The organism is Citrobacter sp. Ca225 (assembly GCF_030337175.1).
Taxonomy (GTDB): Bacteria; Pseudomonadota; Gammaproteobacteria; order Enterobacterales; family Enterobacteriaceae; genus Citrobacter_A; species Citrobacter_A amalonaticus.
The window spans coordinates 61,122-79,122 of the sequence record NZ_JAOWCD010000072.1; the positions used below are offsets into that span (position 1 = coordinate 61,122).

Genomic DNA, 18,001 nt, shown 5'->3' on the forward strand with positions numbered 1-18,001 from the left:
GTATCGGGTGCTGGTGGATGATCGGGTGCTGGTGGCCGCAGGTGGGAGTGGGCAAAAGAAAAGCCACCGCGCTGGTGGCCTTCCGATTACAGTGAATCTTCTTCGTCTACCGCTTTCAAGTCCGGGAACTCTCGATATACCGCATCAGCAAGATGCTGCTGTTGTTCTTCGGTCAGTTCATTCCAGACCTCAGCTCCTTTCGGGCCATCTCCTTTTTCGGGGATGTATGACCACAGTTTTGCGTACAACTCTTTGCCGACGCCATCCAGACATTCGGCCAGCTCGTCAACGCTCCAGTGTTCCAGCAGCCCAGGCATTTTCACAGACATAGTATTCCCCTCAATTAGAATCAGAAGTAGTGCAGTTCCAGGCGACTGACATTTGCTGGTCATTCATTGGCAGTGGGAATGAGCCTTCTCTGTAGCCATGACCAATGAGGGTGCCAATACGTTGGGCTACATCTTCAGAGCGGATAACGTCATCAAGTGAGATCTCATCAGTGTCCACGCCTTCCAATGTGATGCTGATATTTAGATGTTTATACATGTGCTTTATTCCGTTGTTTTCTTATGGGTCTTATTATGTCAACAACGGATAGGCGATAAAGCTGAACTTCAAGGGTGCGCCAGTGGCATCGGTGCTAATATGGCGCAAACAAATCCCCGGAGAGCTGAAATGGATTGGTTGTATAAACATGGCTTCCTGTCATGGGACATGACCGTGATAGTGTTGGTGATCGTCTACATGAGCTGGAAAGGGTGGAAACACTCCAAGACTCCTGCCGGTAAAAAGCAAAAAGCTAGGGACGACGAAATCAAACAATTGGCGCGACGCCTGCGGGAAGAGAAAAAGTCACGTAGGTAGTTTCAGCATTTCCTCACCCTCGACCCGTACAATAGGACTTGCACCCCTTAAGAGTGTATCCAACAATACCCACTGGTCATGGATGACCACAGGCTCTTAGCCGAAAATCAACTATAGAGATATGAGCCTGACCTTTCTCTGGGCGAGCCACCACTCGCCTTCTTTTTTTCTATACCGGCATCCACCCGTTTCCCGAAAATTTCCTCTGACCGTTTCTATACCGGTTCCTCGCCGCTTCCCGAAGGCTGGTGTCAATCATCGGTGTGCTCAGGTGACGGTCGGCGAATCGAGGGATTGGGGCGGCGGTGACATTCTCCCTGCGGGTGTATCGAGCGAAGGGGACTATGTGAAGGCGACGGAAATTTAGGGGTTAAATAAATACGGTGATTGAAGCGCGCCCTCCACCATTTCACTCCCTTACAGTTCCCCCATTCCCTATTGGTAAACATCCCCATATCGACTGACCACTATAGTGAGCAATCCCTATGTGTTTCTCTCCCACAACGCTTATTAGCGCGGTCTATTCTTGTCTGTGATTCGCTTTCTTCCTTCTGGTGTATTCGTTACTCCCTATAACGGTTAGTGGTGATTAGCTGGTTGTGGTGTCTGGGTGTTTCTTTGCTGGTAATCGTGGAGGTGTGGGTAATGGCATGTCTCCTTTTCCTGTATTCGCCTCTCCAGTTACCTCTTGAGGATTTCGCTTCTCGGTGGCTGGGTGCGTTGTGAATCGCGGATGAGAAAGTAATGGCAGTTCCCCCTATGGCTTATTCTCTCTTTAGCTTATGCGGGTTGCTTCTCCCGCCAGTGTTGGTGCTGGATTATCTGGGCTGGCTGAATCTTCCGGGCATGTGGGTAATGGCGTGTCTCTCTTTCCATTTTCCGCTGCTGTCTCTGGCTTTTCAGCTTCTGGGTTGCCTGCAGTAAGTCGGAGGGTTGTTCTCTTATAGCCTGACGAAAGTGAGGTGGGTATTTGCGGTTATGGGAGTGTGGGTAATGCCAGTTGTGCCAGCTCTTTATTGCCATAACAACTTGTTTTCTTATGTTGTGAAACAAATTGTTTTGCTATCGCATATAACGCAACGGGAGCCATTCTCAGTGTATCTATATTGTATGTGGCAAATGGTATTGCTTTGAAGAGATGTCTCTTCCCTGGCGTGGTTCTGGCGATTCCTTGGCGGCTATAAGTGGGGTGGCTGCAACAGATCAACTTTAGGGGCGAAAAGAGGGGGTAGCGTTGACTTTTTGTTGATCGGTTATTTATTTGTTTTCTTATGGGTGAATATACCCACAAACCACGGTGGTTACTGGTGTGGGCTTATCAATTTAGTGTAAAATAGCCAGGTCAACTTGCTCTTATAGAAAAGGTCAATTATTGACTTTCATCGCCCTTCAGCCAAGCCTAAAATTCTCTTCTCAAACGCAAGGTCTTCGAGATGCTTTTGAATGTATAAGTCCGGACCAAGTGGCGGCAAAGGGGGGGTATGGCTTCGGCTGAACTGCTCATAGCTGTCACGCATGTTTGTCTCAACCTCCCAAAGCTCAATCTCCTTGAAAGCTACGCCACCATTTTTCTGAAGTTTACTTACCGTATCAGCAATAGAAAATTTAAGATAAGGATTTAGGCCAATGAAATTGCCTGCGAGCATATCATCTACTTGTTTCACATTTGCTATGACTGCAAATTTCTCGATTGCAGTATCAATGCTCCAACCGGAAACAAAAAGTAAAAGCGCAGCAAAAGCTAACAACTTTTCTTCACCGTCAGCTCTGTCACGCACAGCTTTGCTTTTGAATTCTGCGAAATTGTTGACTATGAATGACGTCAGTTGAAGGGTTTTTTTGTACTCATCTCGAAGCAGGGCCGGGTCGATAAGTAATTTTTGTTTGCCGTTCTGTAGATATTTTTGTAAATCGATAATGTGTTTTGGCCAAATTTTTAGCTCATCTAGCACTATCAACGTGGGCTGATGAATCCTTACGGCTTCTCGTTGAATGGCCTCCTCCCAGGAAAAGCCAGGGACGGTTGCTTGTACTGGAGTAAATGGCAACAATGTGTCCCTTCCGTTAGCATATGGGTATCTCTGGAGGCGAATGATAAATTCTAACCAATTCAGATCATCTTCAGTGATATCAATAACAAACGTTGAAGACGTGCGTTTTTCAAAAAACCACTGACGCATTAGCCTCATAGTCTCTTGTGAAAAGATACCTTCTTGGATACCAGCGCATACTAACTTCCTGATGACATGTGTGATTTTCGTCCTATCTGTAGTATAGCGAACCAGATGTTGGCCTACTTCGTGCGACAAACGATCGCCATAAAAATCACATGATGGATGATGAGCACTTTCTCCGTTGGCACCTATGAAGCGAAAATGAGCTTTTTTATGATAAATGCCAGTTTGTGTTGCTCTTACATAGGTGCCTCCACTAGCCTCACAGACCGGACAAATTATATCTTGATGTGCAAACTCATGTATTTGGCTTTTTTCAATACCTAAAAGCTCAACGTACTGCTCAGGGTCTACTTCTTTCATAAGATGTTTCGAAAACGCTGTGTCAGTCATCAATCAGCTCCCATATGTTTATAGTTACTGCAACCTTGCAATATTATCACTCGAACAACTATTCATGGCATCTAAGGTTTAAGAACACACAAATTTAAACAGATATATTATTTACTTATTTGTTTAAACAAATCATTCACTTTAGACATTTGAAAATGCAGACGGTGACAGTAACGCCGGTGTCCTCGAACTCTCGTTCAAATGTTTTCCCGATCGCACATGCAAATCGGCGGTCGTCAATCCACTCACTTAGGTTTGGCAAACCAGGGAGAACAGCCACCAGCCGGCCGCCAACATTCAAATGTTCCAGAGCGGCGAGAGTATGTGTTTTGGCACGACCTTCGGAGTAAGGCGGGTTCATGGCTATCTTGTCGAACTTCATCTTGGAGTAGTCTTTTGTCCAGGCCATGAAATCGAGGTTATGCACATCAGTGAAGCCTTTCTCCTTCAGGATCTCCGCAAATAGCGGCGCCACCTCAACGCAGGTCGCAAACTCATGTGCCAGCGGAACCGCCGCAAGCAAGTCACCTCGCCCAGCAGAAGGCTCAAGCAGGCTTTCACCCGGCTGCATATTCAATGCGGCCGCAACGTACTCGGCGATTGGTAGAGGGGTTGGATAGAATTGGTGAGCAACGACATCTGGTATCTGGCCGGTGGCCATGATCATGCTGATAATGCTCCCAGGCTCATATGGGAATATAAAGCAATGGCTGCTGGTTTGAACGCCGCCGATCCGCTTAATGACAGCGTCAGCCTTCTCTATCTCTGATTTGGACAAACCATGATGACTATACGACCAGCTGCCGTAACGATTACTCATCGTTGATAACGCTCTTCTCGCCTGGCTGCTCACTTCCGTGTGAACATGCCCAAACTCTTTCGGCGGGGCGCTCTTTGCAGGTGGCTTACGAAGCTCTGACGGGATCGAGGCTGGCATTGCCACCGCCAGAACTTCATTGAGTTTCCAGGCTACGTCCGGGTGAACCTGAATGTGCAGGTTGCCGTTCTTGAACATCTTCACTCGCATCAAGTTACCGTCGATGCTGTACCAAGTGTTCATTGCCTTGTTGTCACGGTAAAGCGCGCTGAACACATGACGTGACGGTGCCACCTCTGTAATTTCCTGATGCGCGAAGAAGTGAAGCATCACACGCAGGTCGTCGAGCACGTCCTCTTTGCGGTAGTTGATTGAAATACTGTCATTCCAATAGTCGGTAAAGACATAGGAGATGATCATCTTTTCTGAGAAGCCAAAAACCTTGTTCGTTTTGTGGTTCGGACTCAGCGCCTTGAATAGCCCATGCACACGTTCAACCAGATATTTGTGCCGGTCGTTGAGCAATGACACCATGGTTGGCACAACAGTGTTAAGGGTGAACTCTGGAACGCCCACATATTTCTTGGCACGGTAAGTGTCCTTGAACATTCCCGTTTTACGTTCCTCGGTTACTTCCATCTTCCCGTAGATGAATTGCTCACGCCATTCCTCACGGCGCGCAGCTGGCATGATCATCAGAACGTTCGTCATTTCCGTCACCCGCTGCCAATAACGGGCGTGAATGTTTTCCTTCACATGCTGCAAGTTAACTTTGGAAAGGGTGCTTCCGGGGCGCGCGCTGCAATCTGGCTGGTGGTTCAGCTCCAACAGTCGATTAATCATCTGATACCGGTCATCACCATAAACGTAGTCGTGCACCTCGTGCATCAGGGCAATCTCCCGATCGCACTCGGCTACGATGTTATTGATTATCGCCAGCTCTTCGCGGAATGCCACGCTGCTGCCAGGGGATGATGCTTCGATGATTGAAAGTGCTGTGCTCATTTGCTCACCATTAAACAAAATGTTTTCTTATTGGTGTTATTATTCCATATAAGATAAGGCATAAAACAATTTGTTTACGGCGTTATGCTAATTGTAAAATGTCAAGACTTTCAACGGTTGAAAAGGATTTTAACCATGGCTTTCGGGCTTCAGTGCTGGGATGGGAGCGGCAGGCTTGTCGTCGATCTTAGCGATTACAATTGTCGTTTTATTGGCACATACACTGCGAAAATGGCATCAGGGGCTAAATCGTTTACCCAATCTGTACCAGGGATCAATGCTTCAAATTCATTCGCCATCATCACGCACAACTCATTCGGAGGGTTCGTCGATTGTTATTGTGTTACAGGCACAAACAGTTTCACTTTGTACCAGATGAACGGCTACTACTCATCCGAGACGTTCACGGTTGAAGTGTACCGGTACGCATAAGGAGGTTACATGTCATATGGATTTGAGTTATTCAACAATGCTGGGGCGGTCATGGTCGATTCTGACAATCGAACCACGCTTTTTTCAGACATCAGAAATATTACTGGCCTAACTGACATAGGCTATTACCAAGTCAAAAACCCATTTGGCGGCGACTATCCTTTTGGCTTTTTGCCAAGTAACAGTTGGCCACAACCTGGTTATCTCTACTGGTATCAGCTAAATCCCGGTGCGTTCGCGATGCCTGGCGCCTGGTGCTTTCAAAACAATAGTGGTCGCATTATTAGAACCAGCCGAAACGTTGCGATCCAGAGTGGTTATCTTGATGTATTGAACGCCAGCGGCCAGCTGGTTTGGAGTGCTAAAAGCGCGGAGCTTGCGCCGCGCATCAGAGGTTTTATTGACCTTCCTACCAACTCGCCGGTGGATTCATCTACTGTGTCCTTTAACGTCAACTTTAACCCATGGATTTTAATGAATGCGTTGCCTGGGAACATATCTGACGATGGCGAGGTTGTAGGTTACTCTGGGCTTATTACCAAGTGGACAGGCACTCAAATTCAATGCCGATACGTCAGCAAAAAGCAGCCAACATATGCGCAGTCTTTTGGCGTTCGCGGTGGGCTTAGAGTTCCCTATGCTCAATTCACCAACTACTAATTAAGGGGCGGATTGCCCCTTCCATTTGGCTAATCGCAAAAGTCGATCTATTATACTGTATATACGCACAGTTATTTCGAGAGATAGCCGAATGTTTGCCCTCGTCGATGCTAATTCATTTTATGCCTCTTGTGAGACAATTTTCCGACCTGATCTGCGCGGGAAGCCAGTTGTGGTCTGCTCTAACAACGACGGCTGCATCGTTGCTCGATCTGCCGAAGCAAAGAAATTAGGCATAAAAATGGGTGATCCACTATTCAAAAACGAGCGTTTCTTTGAAGAGAAGGGCGTAGTCGTCTTTTCCAGCAATTATGCTCTCTATGCCGACATGAGCAAGCGTATGATGACCATAATGGGTGAGATGGCTCCAGGCCAAGAGATTTACAGTATTGACGAAAGTTTCCTTGATGTATCAGGCATTTCCAGATGTATACCTCTTGAAGATTTTGGGCGCCAACTTAGAGAACGCATCAAAAAAGAAACGTTTCTCACCGTAGGTGTGGGATTTGCGCAAAGTAAAACTTTGGCAAAACTGGCAAATCATGCTGCAAAAAAATGGTCAAAAACAAACGGGGTACTGGACTTATCCAGCCAGGTGAGACAACGCAAACTGATGGCTCTGGTCGATGTAAGTGATGTCTGGGGTGTTGGGGGCCGATTAACGAAGAGGCTCAACCAGATGGGCATCGAAACGGCGCTACAGCTGGCACAGGCCAACACGACGATGATCCGCAAACATTTCGGTGTGGTGCTTGAACGCACCGTTCGTGAGCTAAATGGTGAATCGTGCATCCCGCTTGAAGAGCAGCCGCCACCAAAGCAGCAGATTGTCACCTCCAAATCTTTTGGGCGGCGTGTTGAGTGCCTGGAGGACATGGAACATGCCGTTTGCACTTATGCCGTACGCGCGTCAGAGAAGTTGAGAGAACAAAAATCACGTTGCCGGCTTATTACTGTTTTCATTGCAACGAGCCGCTACGCCAATGAGACTCAATATGGTAACAGCGCTTCGATCACCTGCGAATACCCGACTGCCGACACGCGTGACATTGTAGCGTTTGCCATGCAGTGTCTGAAAAGAATATGGCGTGATGGTTACCGTTACGCGCGCGCGGGTATCATGCTTGGTGACTTCTTCCAGGGCGGTGTCGCTCAATTGGATATGTTCAGCGAACACCAGCCGCGAGCCAAAGCAGATGAGCTAATGGGCGTTATCGAGAAGATTAATAAAACAGGATTGGGGAAGGTTTGGTTCGCAGGGCAGGGGGTTGATAATCAGTGGCAGATGAAGCGCGAGATGCTTTCCCCGCGCTACACCACTTGCCTGAAGGATTTACCGATCGCTTACTGTAAGTGACGCATCACCCAAACCGGTCGCGGAAAGAATAAGACGAGACATCTTGCCTTTGGCCACCGAGTTGAGATCGCGCCCATCGGCTGGATATTTCGCCCACTCCATCAACTCGAAGAGGTCTGGCAAATCAACATCTTCACCAGAAACAACTTCCGTGTATAGGAACTGGTCGAATGGGGTGACGCAGTCAGTGCCATCTTTCGGGTCATTCTCGTCCAGCCATACCTTACGCGCAGCTCTCACTGCCTCGCGGAATGAACGTGACATCGATTGTAGAGATGACAGCTGCCAGCTCTGTTTGTACAAATCACGAGCCTGAATCACCTGAGCGTGTGATTCTTCGAGCATGGCAATTCGCTCTTTAGCTGCGGCCAGCTGAAGAGCCGGTGTCTCTCCGTCGTTACGCTGGATTGTGACCGTGAAGGCGCCCATATCAGGCACTTGATACGCCAGCTCATAATAATTAGTGGCCGGTGTGTCCTTAAACTCCTTGGCGAACATCATTGCCGCCATACCTGACATCGGTCCACTACTGAGGAATTTTAAAAGCCCACCAGCAGGTGACTCCATTTCCTCACGCATTTCCTCGGCTTGCTCTTGCGCTTTGTGCGCATACCAACTGTTAATATCGTGGTTGAGAAGCTCTTCGGTTGGCACACCCTTTAGAAACGTCTCCATCAATGCCTGGCGATCGAGGGGGCTGGTGGTCTCATGCTGCATCTTGTTCACTCCACGCAGTCTGGATGGTGCGCAGATGCTTCAAATGGCGCGCCTTGAAGCTGGTGCTCAACTGTTCATAGCCCCACACTAATTTTGCACGGACAATGTCGGCCAGACCGCCTTCCATCAGGCCGAAGATTTCATCCATCATGAACTCTTTTTCAGCGAGGTAGATCGCAGCGAATCCGTGGTCATGCTCAACGATGGAAGAGGTGTTATGCAGCAGATCGCACAGCTTAATCACCATCGTTTCTTCATCGAGGCTATTAATCAGCGCGCGGCAGTTGATAACAAAACGCTGTATGCGGTTGCCATCTTCTTTGCCGGCTTTATTGGTCAACGCCTCAACCTTCCAGGCAATACTCTCGCCAAACGCCTCTTTCAGATCGTCAAAGGTCAACTGAGTGTCTTCAATGACATCGTGAAGATACGCGGCCGCAATCATGTCTCTGGTTCCGCCATGCGCACGAACCAGCTCGGCAACAGCGGTTGGGTGGGTGATGTATGGCTCGTTAGTGTACTTGCGGCGTTGACCAACAGCGCCGTGAGCAGCGGTCGCATAAGTGCGAGCTTTGTCGATGATGATGTCCATAATTTACCTAAATGAGATGGGCGCCGTAGCGCCCATTTTAAATTAATGAGAGGTCGTTTTGTTCAGATCGTAGCGGTTGGTGATTTCACGCATCCAGAACTCAATGCCTGCTTTATGGCTTTCGAGTTTGTCAGCCACGGCCGACAAAGCTTTTACCGTGGAGCGAGGGTTTGACCCATCCAGAACCGGCAGCTCGATATTCATACTCGCGCTTAACGATGCCAGAGCGTCACCCATTGCTTTGCCATTGGTGGCCTGCAGATTGGTCTGGGCATTAAGACGGGCTACTTCTTTTTCCAGTTCTTCTGCACGTTGGTTTGAGCCTACAGTGCTATCACCAGTACGCGGTGCTTTGTTTGCTTGGGCTTCATCGTCAGCTTTAATAAGCAACTCCAGCATCATCTCCGGGTCTTTCATTACCGGCATCAGGAATTGCAGTGCTGCAATAGCTTGCATAGGATGCACATTCTCTTTGCTGACGATCGCGCGAGCATGTTTGGCCACTTCTGAGAGGTTGATTTCAGAGGTGTGCTCTTCAGATTGCTTGGCGGCAGCTTTTTTTAATTCGCATAAAATACACATGTGCTTTTCCTTGTTTTCTTATTGGTGATAACAATTTGTTTTCTCGATGGATGTATATTGCCACCATCGGAGAAGGCCACTAAGCAATTTGATTCGGCTTGGGCAGGGGGGTAGAGCGACTAAAAAGGCGTCCGAAGACGCCTTTGGTTACTGCTTTTTCAGTAGCGGTAGAAGAATGACAACTGCTACCGCCAGCAATGCGCCATCGGTAAGCACAGACAACAGCCGGCTGGCAAAATCAACCATGACCGCAAGCAGTGCAAAAAATCCGGCAGCACCGAGGCGAATGTTGCGGATCATCAGAGGTAAGGATCGAGTGAAAGCTGAAGTGCCTGAGCAATCTTCTTCAGGGCTTTCATTTCATCTTCACCAATGCCATCGTTGTCAGCAATATCGATACACAGGCACAGAACGTCCACAGCATCCGTAGTGCCGGCAATATCTTCTAACTCACGAAGAGCTTGGGCAGCCGCCCGGCGCGCGCTTGCTTCGAATTGCTGGCGCACGTTAGAGCTGAGCTGAGCGATCTCACCAGCGAACGGCGCAAATGAAGGGGTAGCAGCCATAGTCTTTTCAAGCACAGCAACTTCTGCAGGCGAGCAGTCACCATCAAAATAAGAAATGTAGTAACCGCCCCAGACAGTCGCTTCAACTGCATCGCGGTTCTCCATCTTCTTAACTTCGATTACTGCTTTACGAGTTTTCTTTTTCAGCAAACCAAACATGTGTTTTCCTTTGTTTATTTAACAACTTGTTTTCTAAGTGGTCATATCGTAGCGCGCCCAAAACGGGGTAAAAGCACTACATTACGGGTTAAAAGAATCCGAGAGCGGCGCCTAGCGGTGGGATAAAAATGCTAATGACTCTGGCAATCTCCTTGCCGCCCCAGAGAGGCACCGGAATGTCTGTTGTGAACACCTTCACGAGATTGGTGATCCACGAAACAATGATCACAACGCCTAAGAGAAAGAAGCCTCTAATCCACATCACGCATCTCCCTTAATCACAGCCGAACGATCCGCCTGAATCGAAGGAACCACCTGAGTCATAGCTTCCACCGCCGTGGTCGAATCCACCATGGCTCCCGTGGGAAGAGTGGTGGATTGAGCTGCTTGAATGGTCGCTGGTGGCCGAGCAATTGCTTGCGGGGCTGCTATGGTGCGTATTGCTGGCACCTGGAGAGACGTTGGAGCGAGCTGGAACATCGTCGTTATCGATGTACACAAAAGGCACATGGTTAACATCACTAACAGGGGCTGCGCTGCGCGCCGAAGTCGTTGAAGCTGGTACTGCTGCATGAGATTTTTCCTTCCCTAGAAAAACTGGCGGATCGGACAACCCCCACAACTCCACTTCAGAACGGCCACGTTGCTTCTCGACATGCTTAACACCGGCTGCGGTGCCGAACGTAACCAAAGCATCGGACAGGCGATCGCAACGTGACTCAAGTTCACGGATGCGGATTTCCATCTGCCGAAGCTGGCGCTCGAAGCGGCGCTTGAAGAACAAATAGCTGATCATTTAGTTTCCACTCGTTTCCAATCGCAGGCGAGCTGGTCAATCATCGAAGCCAGGTAATCAACCACCTTGCCATTAGGAAGAACCATCTCTAAACCAGGAAATACGGTGTAACCGTCTGGCTGGTGGACTTCAAAAAGGTTGAGTGGAAGGCCGAAGAACACTTTGCCTTCAGTTTTCTGGTATTCGCTTGAGCTGATCACCCCGGTGCGGAGTCGTATGGATGTGTCGGCAGGCCATTTCTGACGTGCGAAGGAGGCGCCGGTTTTAATGCCGGTCAAAACGTCTGCGTAAGACAACAACATGTTCACAAACGAATCCCTTCTTGAGACACAAAGAGTTACGGCTGGGCGAACCCAGCCGTGTTTGTGCTCCGTCCATGGAGCAAGCGCTAAACCAGCGCCGTCGTCGTCCTGACGCGGTCAATTTAATATTTTAAATGTAGGTAGTCAACTACTTATTAAATGATTGTTTAAAAACCCCCTCATGGGGGGGTAAGAGCTTTGATAATGGATGCCCCAAGCTGGCGCGTATTTAGATCATTGTTGTTTGAATTGACGATGCTGACATCGAGTGCCTCAGCTATCTTCCTCAGCATTGGTTTGACTGGTCTTGCATCCATATCGTTAACCTTAACGGAAATGGAGCCACTTGCGTGTTGGTTAATTACATACTTTTCGAATTCAGCGGATTGTACTATTTTGTCTTCACTGTTTGGGGACATTACGACCTCAAAAGTTGCTGCAACGATTCCCCTTTTCGACCAGTTCCGAAGATAACCCGACCAGATATTCGCTCTTAAGTTCGAGCTATCTTGGAATGAATGAGCACTCCATTCACCGGCCTGAATCGTGCCATCTTCCATTCTGAGTTCGACGTAAGCATGACGAGACTCAACTAGTCTTGCTTTAAATTCTTCTTCGTTTTCAGGTATGAAGGTCAATTTCGGCTTCTGCCCCGGAACAATTTCATAAGCATCTAGCAGTCGTTCGATTACGCTTTCAGGGGTTTCAAAGCCAACTGCGTGTTTAGCCAACCTGGTATAAATGTGATCACTAATGTCTAACTTTTTCATGTAACACCCCATAATTTCCATTAACCAAATCATATATGATGAATGACATAGATCAAGGAAATTCGGAAATTTCTCGCGCTAAACAATTAACTAATTGAAAAATATATACAATACCCAGAATGGGTTTAGAAGTGAGAAACCGAACGAATGTGAGGTTTCCCTCGAACGGAGTGAGAGGTTGTGTGTTCTGGATATAATTCACCCAGGGAAGCAGGGTGCTGAAACCCACGCTAACCTGAGCAAATCATAGCCAGAAACTATGACCGAGATCTAATGCCAGTCCCGGTTAGGAAGGTTGTGGGCAGCAATACCCCAGAATCGAGATCCTTCCTCACTGTAGGAGGGGAACACCAGACACCAACCTCTTGGAACTCGTCTGGTTTCGACAACCTACAGTGACTCCTTTTCTCTCCTGCTTTGATTCTCCCTCTCCCCGAGCGGCTTTCGCGTCCCGGTTCGATCGCTGGTAACAGGTTCCTTTAAGCAGACGCCAGCGCCATAATCCTCCACCCATCTGCCGAGCCATTCCGAAAAATGACGGCGGGATGTTAGCACTGGTAGATCAGACGGTAAATAGCTAAATGACTATTTAACAGCGTTACTATTTTAAGCGGTGGCTTTCTGCTCAGTGCGTCCGTGAAGTTGAACATTCAGCCCATGAACTTCGTTGATTAACTCGCCGATCAGCTGCTCAACTTCATTTGTATGCTGCCCACCGCGGATCGCCTTAAGCGCCCACTCATAAAGCGTGAATGACTGATCGCGGCTTTTTAGTAGCTGACGTGCATTGGCGAGAAAATCAGTGTCGATCAGTGCCACTACGTTGGTAGGGTGTGCCATGTGTAATTCCTTCTGATTGATGTCCAGCGATCATAATTTTTCTGGGAAGGTGATCTACCAAAAAAACCAGGTATGACAAGGGCTGGTGGGTTGCTTACGACCGACCTGCTTCTCTATAAATAAATAACTAACCAGTATATAAATATACGGAAGCAGGTTGGATAAATTGGGTTTGTGGTGGTGCTAAGCTGCCAGCTCCAACGTGGGTTGTTTCTTCTTGGAGGGGCGCTTCTTTCTGATTGCTTTTGAAGGATCATAACCACCCAGCTCTTTCATTACTGGCAGTGAAACCTTGCGAAGAATGTGCCCAGCTTGGTGGCAGTGGCCGCGGAAGACCACCAGCATACTACCACCTGGGTTTTCACGTACTTCTACCAACCCCAGCTCCACGTCTGGTTCCAGAAAGGCTACACGCCCACCGGTCAGCACCACCGTCTCATTAGCTGATTCAGTAGCGAACTCATACCAGGCGGTATCAAGTGATTGGGGGATCAGCATTACTGTCGATACGCCGCGACGCTGCTCACGCATAGCAGCCTCTATCCAGGGTTTAATCTTGGAATAAGGCGGATTGAGAAAAGCATTTGTGCCTGGCTCGCCCCACTCACAAACAAGCGCGTCTCTTTCCCTGCCGATAAAGCCAGGCAGCAGCGCGTTGCCGGCATCACAAGCCACGTCAACGTTAAACTGGATGCCCAGGTATTTCTGAATGGCCTCAAATAGCCATCGTGGAGTGCGCCACAGGTCGCGCAGCTCTTTGTCACGCTCGCGCTTTTTAATCTTCTCTGCGGCAATCATGATAATTCTCGGTAGGTAGTTAACTACCTACATGATCGCAAATTATTTTTCCGTTCGCAATGCAATAAGGGCGCGAAGCGCCCTCATGTTATCTACGGTTTAGGACAAGCATACCTTCTGATTTCTCGACGACTTTATATTTTCTAAGGGACTTAAGGGTTTTCATCCCAGCAGCTACGCCCCCAGAGGCCAAGATCACACTGATGGCTGACGTGGTAGCGCCAATACCTAGCACCGACGTTGCGCCAACACCTGCCAGTGCAGCGGTGGGGGCTGCAACGGGGGTCGCGGTTCCACCAGATCCCATGGTTACAAACGCTGCGCCTCCCGCCACGATAAGACTGGCGGCTACGACCGCCCATGCAACTGAGCCTGTCGCGTGAATTTTTAATGTTTTCTTAGACAGATCGCCGGTGATGGTAATAGTGGATTGGTTAGATTTTATTGCTTGTGCGAGTTCTTTCTCAGTGGTTACTGTTGTCATTCCCTCTACCCCAGAGTGGTATTGTTTTTGTTTGACTATATCAGCATGAAAAATACGTTCAGGGAAGCGCGAGGGAAGCGTTTCTAGCGAAGTGGATGGGTTTGTATTGTTTATTTGCGTTAAGCCCACAGCGTCCTTCCCGTGGGCGAATTTAGATGGTCTCTTTACTCTTCCGCCATAAACTTTTTGACGATAGGAGAATCAGCATTAAGGGTTAACGATTTCCCATCTTTCTCAGCGATACCCAGCGCCGGAAATACTGCCATCATTTGGCCAGCCTGAGTGGAGGCAGTGCCAACTGGATAGGGCTTCTCTGGATAGCTCATCATAGCCAATTTGAGGCTATTGCTGCTGGCCGTTTTGTCAGCGATTAATGAGTGTAACGAAATACGGGTATACACGCTCAGATCTGGGCCACCACTGAACCAGTGCATAATGTTTTGGATTTTGTCCATTGCCTTCACTGGAGCCTCGTTGTAGCACTTCATGAAATCCTCGCGCTGCAGGCCAGCTTTCTCAAAGAAGGCATCGTCCTTACCGTCAAAGGTGAATCGAGCACCACGAGGTGTGCTGGCTTTTTTAGGCTTAGGTTCAGGTTGCTTTTCCTCCTGAACTTCAGGTGCGGCCGGTTCTTCTATCACCGGGAGAATATTCTCTTCGCCACCGGCCAAAATCTCCGTTGATTTCTCTGGCGGTGTGGCCGTGTTCGACTCTTCTAAATCAATGATCACCTGTTCCATATCACCTGAAGCAGCAGCTGGCGTAACCGGTAATTCGTTTTCGATCTTTGCCGCGATGCTCTCTGGTGTCGATGTGGCGGCCTCAGCTGCGTTCGTTTCCAGCTCATCGAGCAAAGAATCGATGCCTTTCATCTGACTGTCAGCGGCGGCTGGGGTTTCATCAAGGGATGCCAAGATCGCAGACAGAGCATCGAGATCAGAAACGTTTGTTTGGGCTGCGTTGGACATGTGCTTTTCCTTTCTTTGTTTTAAATGTACTTCGTGATGACAACTATTTTGCCAAACTGAGTTAGGGGAAAAAGCAATTAAGTTAGGCTCAGAAATATTTTGAAACCGTCATAGGTTGGTTTAACATAGTTATCCCCTCTCTATAAAATTTAATTTAAGTATGAAAAAAACAATATTCCTTTTGGTTGCAGCCCTCTGTTCCTTCCCTGCAATTTCATCCTCAGCAAATATTTTTTCTGTAAATGATTACCTTAAATATCATGAAGTTGCATCCAAAGGCGTAACGAATAGTAATGTGCAAATTTACAAGGCATACCTTAATGGTGTCGCCAGTGGTTTTAATACTTCAAATGCCTTTTCAGACGTCATTAATCAAAAGCCACTTTTTTGTACACCGAATAGTTTAATTATTAATGGAGATATGTTGGAGTTGACATTGCAAAGCTACCTCAAGGGGGAAGAAGGTCAACGTGTCATAAAGAATATGGGAGATAGTCCACTTGAAGCTGCTGCTCTCAAAGCTTTTATTACTATTTACCCATGTAAATAGGCCGCTTAGCGCGGCCATTGTGCAAGCTTAGAAAGATAGTTGGAATAGGCCGTATTTCTCGCGCGCAAGGAAGAAGCATTCCATCATCAGATCTACATCGTAGAGAGCGCTATGCGCTTTCTCCGTGTCATAGACCAGCCCCAACGCAAAAGCCAGCTCTTGCAGACGAGGGCGCTTCCCCTCTTCTGTAGCCCACAGCCCCTCTAACATCGTGTCAAACATGGGCTTGTCTGGCATGGTGTGACCAGAGAGATTGAACTCATGTTGCAGGAACGGGCCATCAAAGCCTTCTCCATTGTGAGCAATGTAAAAGTCGCTGGCGTCCAACATCGCGATAAGCTCAGGGGCTTTGTCTTCAAAGAGTGGGGCGGTGGCCAGCATCTCTAATGAGATGCCATGCACCTTTTGCGCTTCTGGTTGGATGGTTCGCCGCGGGTTAAAGCGCATCTCCAGGCTTGCTATCTTCTCTTTGGTGATGATGTTGTAGGAGGATATGGCGATCTCGATGACTCGATGGCCACCGCGGAAGTCCAGCCCAGTTGATTCAATGTCCAGCCCGGTTGCGATCATAATTTTTTAGCTCCTTTGACAATGGCGTTTTTGACAAACGCAGCTGCCTTTTTGATTGTCTCGGTCTGCGTGTCGCACACGACCTTGGCCAGCTCAGCACCGGTGGTGACGTTTAGAACACGCATCGTTTTGTCGTCGAGATCAACGCTGATGAAAATAGTATTGCCGCCTGGCATTGCCAGGTGCATGGGAAAAATGGGCTTACCTGGTTCGTTAGCAAACTGAGTCATCACCTGATTTAGTATTTCGCTGATGGATTCAGTCAGCAGCCCCTGAACACTCTCAAACACTGCGCGGATGGCAATTCTTGCCTCACGAGAAGTCAGAAGTTTTGACTCAAATTCGGTCACCACTCGTTCGAGCGCTTCAACCGTCTTCCGGTCGATTTCATCTTGCAAGAGAAGGTCGGTGGTCATGCTTGTATTCCGTGATCATGTGGTGCGCGTATTGTTGCGCACCACGAGAGGGGTTCAACATTTAGTGCAAGGCGCTATCGACTGGCCGCTTGTGTGCTTCTGCGGAACTTCGGATGTATTGGCTAAATGAAGTAATCCGCGCATCCAGATCCGTTAAAGTTGGCGGGAAAAAGCCGACTGTAAGATTCCGCTTGTTCTCAAAGAGGTTGAGATTGTTCAGTTCGCCGCTCACCAGCGCATCAATTCGGCGAACATACAAAGGGTCGAGAGAACCTCGCTGCTCTCGATCTTTGTCCTCTTGAGAAAGCTCGATCCCCGGGCGCAAACCAACAATCACGTTGTAGTTCGCAATTGCGGTTCGCGAGCACACCTGTTGAATCTCATTGAACAGCGAAACACAACGATCATCATTAACCTGGTGTAAGAGGTCGATGGTGTAGGCCATAACGTCAATTGGCGTTCGATCCATAACGAAACTGCCTGAGCCATTGGATTTGTCGGCAATGTGGTTTGCGACGGCCAGCTGCACCTGCAGTCGTTCGAAGAGAGGCATTTCTTTGCCAACCACAACGCCTAGCTTACTCATCAGCGCGCCAACGCCAGCATCGACAAACTTGTAACCGTACTTAAGTGCGAGACGCTTGGCTAAAGTCGTTTTGCCCGTTCCCTGGGCGCCAGCCAAACCTATGCGATCCATTCTTTATCTCCATAAACAACTTGTTTAAAGGCTGGCGTTGTTTCCGTTTCCTCTTGCACCACTAACGTCTCAAGGGAAATCAGATTTGCGGCGGCCATTTCTTCCATGGGGAAAAAGGTATCTGCATCGGGCACTTCAACATCAAGGTGCGTCAGATAAACACGATAGACGTATGGCATGGCGAGTCGATAGACCTCAGCTCCACCAATGATGGCCACCTCGCAGTTTGAATAGACCAACAGCTTCGCCACATCTGACATACCTCTGAGATGGGCGAATCCAGCCGGTACACGAGCTGCATCACGGCTGATAACAACGTTGACACGGTCAGGCAGTGGCTTACCCAGGCTTTCCGCTGTTTTACGCCCCATAACAACAATCTTACCGGTCGTCATGCGCTTGAAAATTTGCAGATCTTCTTTGCTGCGCCATGGCAGCTGATTCCCTTTTCCGATGGCGCCGTTCTTGGCCACCGCAGCAATCATAAACATG

General features: G+C 48.4%; 25 protein-coding genes. 5 read left to right on the forward strand and 20 right to left on the reverse strand.

Features of this window, described 5'->3' with window-relative positions:
* Nucleotides 1–86: 86 nt before the first annotated feature.
* On the reverse strand, nt 87–329 hold the full coding sequence (locus OGW13_RS11555) for a hypothetical protein (protein WP_287116126.1): 243 nt from the start codon (nt 327–329) through the stop codon (nt 87–89).
* A gap of 10 nt (nt 330–339) precedes the next feature.
* On the reverse strand, nt 340–546 hold the full coding sequence (locus OGW13_RS11560) for a hypothetical protein (protein ID WP_072931977.1): 207 nt from the start codon (nt 544–546) through the stop codon (nt 340–342).
* 129 nt (nt 547–675) lie between these two features.
* On the opposite strand from OGW13_RS11560, the gene OGW13_RS11565 reads away from it, so the two are divergent.
* Both OGW13_RS11565 and OGW13_RS11570 read left to right on the forward strand, forming a co-directional pair.
* On the forward strand, nt 676–864 hold the full coding sequence (locus OGW13_RS11565) for a hypothetical protein (protein WP_072931979.1): 189 nt from the start codon (nt 676–678) through the stop codon (nt 862–864).
* A 744-nt stretch (nt 865–1,608) separates the two neighbouring features.
* Nucleotides 1,609–1,788, forward strand: coding sequence for a hypothetical protein (locus OGW13_RS11570; RefSeq protein ID WP_287116127.1), 180 nt, complete (start codon nt 1,609–1,611; stop codon nt 1,786–1,788).
* A 455-nt stretch (nt 1,789–2,243) separates the two neighbouring features.
* Here the strand turns inward: OGW13_RS11570 and OGW13_RS11575 are convergent, their stop codons facing one another.
* Complete coding sequence (locus OGW13_RS11575; RefSeq protein ID WP_287116128.1) at nt 2,244–3,401, reverse strand: hypothetical protein; 1,158 nt, start codon at nt 3,399–3,401, stop codon at nt 2,244–2,246.
* A gap of 166 nt (nt 3,402–3,567) precedes the next feature.
* Nucleotides 3,568–5,253, reverse strand: coding sequence for a DUF4942 domain-containing protein (locus OGW13_RS11580; protein ID WP_287116129.1), 1,686 nt, complete (start codon nt 5,251–5,253; stop codon nt 3,568–3,570).
* 441 nt (nt 5,254–5,694) lie between these two features.
* On the opposite strand from OGW13_RS11580, the gene OGW13_RS11585 reads away from it, so the two are divergent.
* Both OGW13_RS11585 and umuC read left to right on the forward strand, forming a co-directional pair.
* The gene (locus OGW13_RS11585; protein WP_072931984.1) at nt 5,695–6,345 is read left to right on the forward strand and encodes a DUF8377 family phage-derived protein; all 651 of its coding nucleotides are present in this window, start codon (nt 5,695–5,697) and stop codon (nt 6,343–6,345) included.
* A 91-nt stretch (nt 6,346–6,436) separates the two neighbouring features.
* Complete coding sequence (gene umuC, locus OGW13_RS11590; RefSeq protein WP_287116130.1) at nt 6,437–7,702, forward strand: translesion error-prone DNA polymerase V subunit UmuC; 1,266 nt, start codon at nt 6,437–6,439, stop codon at nt 7,700–7,702.
* Here umuC and OGW13_RS11595 read toward each other — a convergent pair.
* The 12 genes from OGW13_RS11595 to OGW13_RS11650 all read right to left on the reverse strand — a co-directional run bounded on the left by OGW13_RS11595 (nt 7,679) and on the right by OGW13_RS11650 (nt 15,276).
* Entirely contained in the window at nt 7,679–8,419 is a 741-nt protein-coding gene (locus OGW13_RS11595) for a hypothetical protein (RefSeq protein WP_287116131.1), read from the reverse strand. The two genes, umuC and OGW13_RS11595, sit on opposite strands and share 24 nt — an antisense overlap.
* Nucleotides 8,409–9,011, reverse strand: a complete 603-nt coding sequence (locus OGW13_RS11600; RefSeq protein ID WP_287116132.1) for an HD domain-containing protein — start codon at nt 9,009–9,011, stop codon at nt 8,409–8,411. The genes OGW13_RS11595 and OGW13_RS11600 overlap by 11 nt, the downstream gene beginning before the upstream one ends.
* 42 nt (nt 9,012–9,053) lie before the next feature.
* Nucleotides 9,054–9,593, reverse strand: a complete 540-nt coding sequence (locus OGW13_RS11605) for a hypothetical protein (protein WP_287116133.1) — start codon at nt 9,591–9,593, stop codon at nt 9,054–9,056.
* Between the two features lie 147 nt (nt 9,594–9,740).
* Nucleotides 9,741–9,893 carry a DUF3927 family protein gene (locus OGW13_RS11610; RefSeq protein ID WP_127353352.1) on the reverse strand — a complete coding sequence of 51 codons (153 nt, stop codon included), beginning with the start codon at nt 9,891–9,893 and terminating at the stop codon, nt 9,741–9,743.
* Entirely contained in the window at nt 9,893–10,318 is a 426-nt protein-coding gene (locus tag OGW13_RS11615; protein ID WP_250128431.1) for a TerB family tellurite resistance protein, read from the reverse strand. Before OGW13_RS11615 ends, OGW13_RS11610 begins: the two co-directional genes overlap by 1 nt.
* Nucleotides 10,319–10,592: 274 nt before the next feature.
* Nucleotides 10,593–11,114 (reverse strand): hypothetical protein, encoded by a 522-nt coding sequence (locus OGW13_RS11620; protein WP_287116134.1) that lies wholly within the window; start codon nt 11,112–11,114, stop codon nt 10,593–10,595.
* The gene (locus OGW13_RS11625; protein ID WP_072931993.1) at nt 11,111–11,416 is read right to left on the reverse strand and encodes a Thoeris anti-defense Tad2 family protein; all 306 of its coding nucleotides are present in this window, start codon (nt 11,414–11,416) and stop codon (nt 11,111–11,113) included. Before OGW13_RS11625 ends, OGW13_RS11620 begins: the two co-directional genes overlap by 4 nt.
* A 179-nt stretch (nt 11,417–11,595) precedes the next feature.
* Entirely contained in the window at nt 11,596–12,186 is a 591-nt protein-coding gene (locus OGW13_RS11630; RefSeq protein ID WP_287116135.1) for a hypothetical protein, read from the reverse strand.
* A 606-nt stretch (nt 12,187–12,792) separates the two neighbouring features.
* The gene (locus OGW13_RS11635; protein WP_057057155.1) at nt 12,793–13,026 is read right to left on the reverse strand and encodes a hypothetical protein; all 234 of its coding nucleotides are present in this window, start codon (nt 13,024–13,026) and stop codon (nt 12,793–12,795) included.
* A gap of 183 nt (nt 13,027–13,209) precedes the next feature.
* A complete protein-coding gene (locus tag OGW13_RS11640) occupies nt 13,210–13,824 on the reverse strand; it encodes a phage N-6-adenine-methyltransferase (protein WP_287116136.1) in 615 nt (204 codons plus the stop codon).
* Nucleotides 13,825–13,912: 88 nt separating this feature from the next.
* On the reverse strand, nt 13,913–14,437 hold the full coding sequence (locus tag OGW13_RS11645) for a hypothetical protein (protein ID WP_287116137.1): 525 nt from the start codon (nt 14,435–14,437) through the stop codon (nt 13,913–13,915).
* Nucleotides 14,438–14,472: 35 nt separating this feature from the next.
* The gene (locus OGW13_RS11650) at nt 14,473–15,276 is read right to left on the reverse strand and encodes a hypothetical protein (RefSeq protein ID WP_287116138.1); all 804 of its coding nucleotides are present in this window, start codon (nt 15,274–15,276) and stop codon (nt 14,473–14,475) included.
* A gap of 160 nt (nt 15,277–15,436) precedes the next feature.
* On the opposite strand from OGW13_RS11650, the gene OGW13_RS11655 reads away from it, so the two are divergent.
* Nucleotides 15,437–15,826 carry a hypothetical protein gene (locus OGW13_RS11655; protein WP_127353348.1) on the forward strand — a complete coding sequence of 130 codons (390 nt, stop codon included), beginning with the start codon at nt 15,437–15,439 and terminating at the stop codon, nt 15,824–15,826.
* 27 nt (nt 15,827–15,853) lie between these two features.
* Here OGW13_RS11655 and OGW13_RS11660 read toward each other — a convergent pair whose 3' ends face one another.
* From OGW13_RS11660 to OGW13_RS11675, 4 genes are all read right to left on the reverse strand, one after another.
* Nucleotides 15,854–16,396: a 3'-5' exonuclease gene (locus tag OGW13_RS11660; protein ID WP_287116139.1), complete on the reverse strand. Its 543-nt coding sequence runs from the start codon at nt 16,394–16,396 to the stop codon at nt 15,854–15,856.
* A complete protein-coding gene (locus OGW13_RS11665; RefSeq protein WP_287116140.1) occupies nt 16,393–16,812 on the reverse strand; it encodes a hypothetical protein in 420 nt (139 codons plus the stop codon). The genes OGW13_RS11660 and OGW13_RS11665 overlap by 4 nt, the downstream gene beginning before the upstream one ends.
* Before the next feature lie 61 nt (nt 16,813–16,873).
* Complete coding sequence (locus OGW13_RS11670; RefSeq protein WP_287116141.1) at nt 16,874–17,509, reverse strand: AAA family ATPase; 636 nt, start codon at nt 17,507–17,509, stop codon at nt 16,874–16,876.
* The gene (locus OGW13_RS11675; protein ID WP_287116142.1) at nt 17,497–18,000 is read right to left on the reverse strand and encodes a dihydrofolate reductase; all 504 of its coding nucleotides are present in this window, start codon (nt 17,998–18,000) and stop codon (nt 17,497–17,499) included. Before OGW13_RS11675 ends, OGW13_RS11670 begins: the two co-directional genes overlap by 13 nt.
* Nucleotide 18,001 lies beyond the last annotated feature (1 nt).

Excerpts from the sequence above, each read along its gene's own strand:
- OGW13_RS11650 (WP_287116138.1), bottom strand. The coding sequence starts at position 15,276 with ATGTCCAACGCAGCCCAAACAAACGTTTCTGATCTCGATGCTCTGTCT.
- OGW13_RS11655 (WP_127353348.1), top strand. The coding sequence starts at position 15,437 with ATGAAAAAAACAATATTCCTTTTGGTTGCAGCCCTCTGTTCCTTCCCT.
- OGW13_RS11625 (WP_072931993.1), bottom strand. The coding sequence starts at position 11,416 with ATGTTGTTGTCTTACGCAGACGTTTTGACCGGCATTAAAACCGGCGCC.
- OGW13_RS11630 (WP_287116135.1), bottom strand. The coding sequence starts at position 12,186 with ATGAAAAAGTTAGACATTAGTGATCACATTTATACCAGGTTGGCTAAA.
- OGW13_RS11610 (WP_127353352.1), bottom strand. The coding sequence starts at position 9,893 with ATGATCCGCAACATTCGCCTCGGTGCTGCCGGATTTTTTGCACTGCTT.
- OGW13_RS11640 (WP_287116136.1), bottom strand. The coding sequence starts at position 13,824 with ATGATTGCCGCAGAGAAGATTAAAAAGCGCGAGCGTGACAAAGAGCTG.
- OGW13_RS11665 (WP_287116140.1), bottom strand. The coding sequence starts at position 16,812 with ATGACCACCGACCTTCTCTTGCAAGATGAAATCGACCGGAAGACGGTT.
- umuC (WP_287116130.1), top strand. The coding sequence starts at position 6,437 with ATGTTTGCCCTCGTCGATGCTAATTCATTTTATGCCTCTTGTGAGACA.
- OGW13_RS11670 (WP_287116141.1), bottom strand. The coding sequence starts at position 17,509 with ATGGATCGCATAGGTTTGGCTGGCGCCCAGGGAACGGGCAAAACGACT.
- OGW13_RS11560 (WP_072931977.1), bottom strand. The coding sequence starts at position 546 with ATGTATAAACATCTAAATATCAGCATCACATTGGAAGGCGTGGACACT.
- OGW13_RS11600 (WP_287116132.1), bottom strand. The coding sequence starts at position 9,011 with ATGGACATCATCATCGACAAAGCTCGCACTTATGCGACCGCTGCTCAC.
- OGW13_RS11660 (WP_287116139.1), bottom strand. The coding sequence starts at position 16,396 with ATGATCGCAACCGGGCTGGACATTGAATCAACTGGGCTGGACTTCCGC.
- OGW13_RS11675 (WP_287116142.1), bottom strand. The coding sequence starts at position 18,000 with ATGTTTATGATTGCTGCGGTGGCCAAGAACGGCGCCATCGGAAAAGGG.
- OGW13_RS11570 (WP_287116127.1), top strand. The coding sequence starts at position 1,609 with ATGGCAGTTCCCCCTATGGCTTATTCTCTCTTTAGCTTATGCGGGTTG.
- OGW13_RS11615 (WP_250128431.1), bottom strand. The coding sequence starts at position 10,318 with ATGTTTGGTTTGCTGAAAAAGAAAACTCGTAAAGCAGTAATCGAAGTT.
- OGW13_RS11635 (WP_057057155.1), bottom strand. The coding sequence starts at position 13,026 with ATGGCACACCCTACCAACGTAGTGGCACTGATCGACACTGATTTTCTC.
- OGW13_RS11575 (WP_287116128.1), bottom strand. The coding sequence starts at position 3,401 with ATGAAAGAAGTAGACCCTGAGCAGTACGTTGAGCTTTTAGGTATTGAA.
- OGW13_RS11620 (WP_287116134.1), bottom strand. The coding sequence starts at position 11,114 with ATGATCAGCTATTTGTTCTTCAAGCGCCGCTTCGAGCGCCAGCTTCGG.
- OGW13_RS11580 (WP_287116129.1), bottom strand. The coding sequence starts at position 5,253 with ATGAGCACAGCACTTTCAATCATCGAAGCATCATCCCCTGGCAGCAGC.
- OGW13_RS11565 (WP_072931979.1), top strand. The coding sequence starts at position 676 with ATGGATTGGTTGTATAAACATGGCTTCCTGTCATGGGACATGACCGTG.
- OGW13_RS11585 (WP_072931984.1), top strand. The coding sequence starts at position 5,695 with ATGTCATATGGATTTGAGTTATTCAACAATGCTGGGGCGGTCATGGTC.
- OGW13_RS11555 (WP_287116126.1), bottom strand. The coding sequence starts at position 329 with ATGTCTGTGAAAATGCCTGGGCTGCTGGAACACTGGAGCGTTGACGAG.
- OGW13_RS11595 (WP_287116131.1), bottom strand. The coding sequence starts at position 8,419 with ATGCAGCATGAGACCACCAGCCCCCTCGATCGCCAGGCATTGATGGAG.
- OGW13_RS11605 (WP_287116133.1), bottom strand. The coding sequence starts at position 9,593 with ATGTGTATTTTATGCGAATTAAAAAAAGCTGCCGCCAAGCAATCTGAA.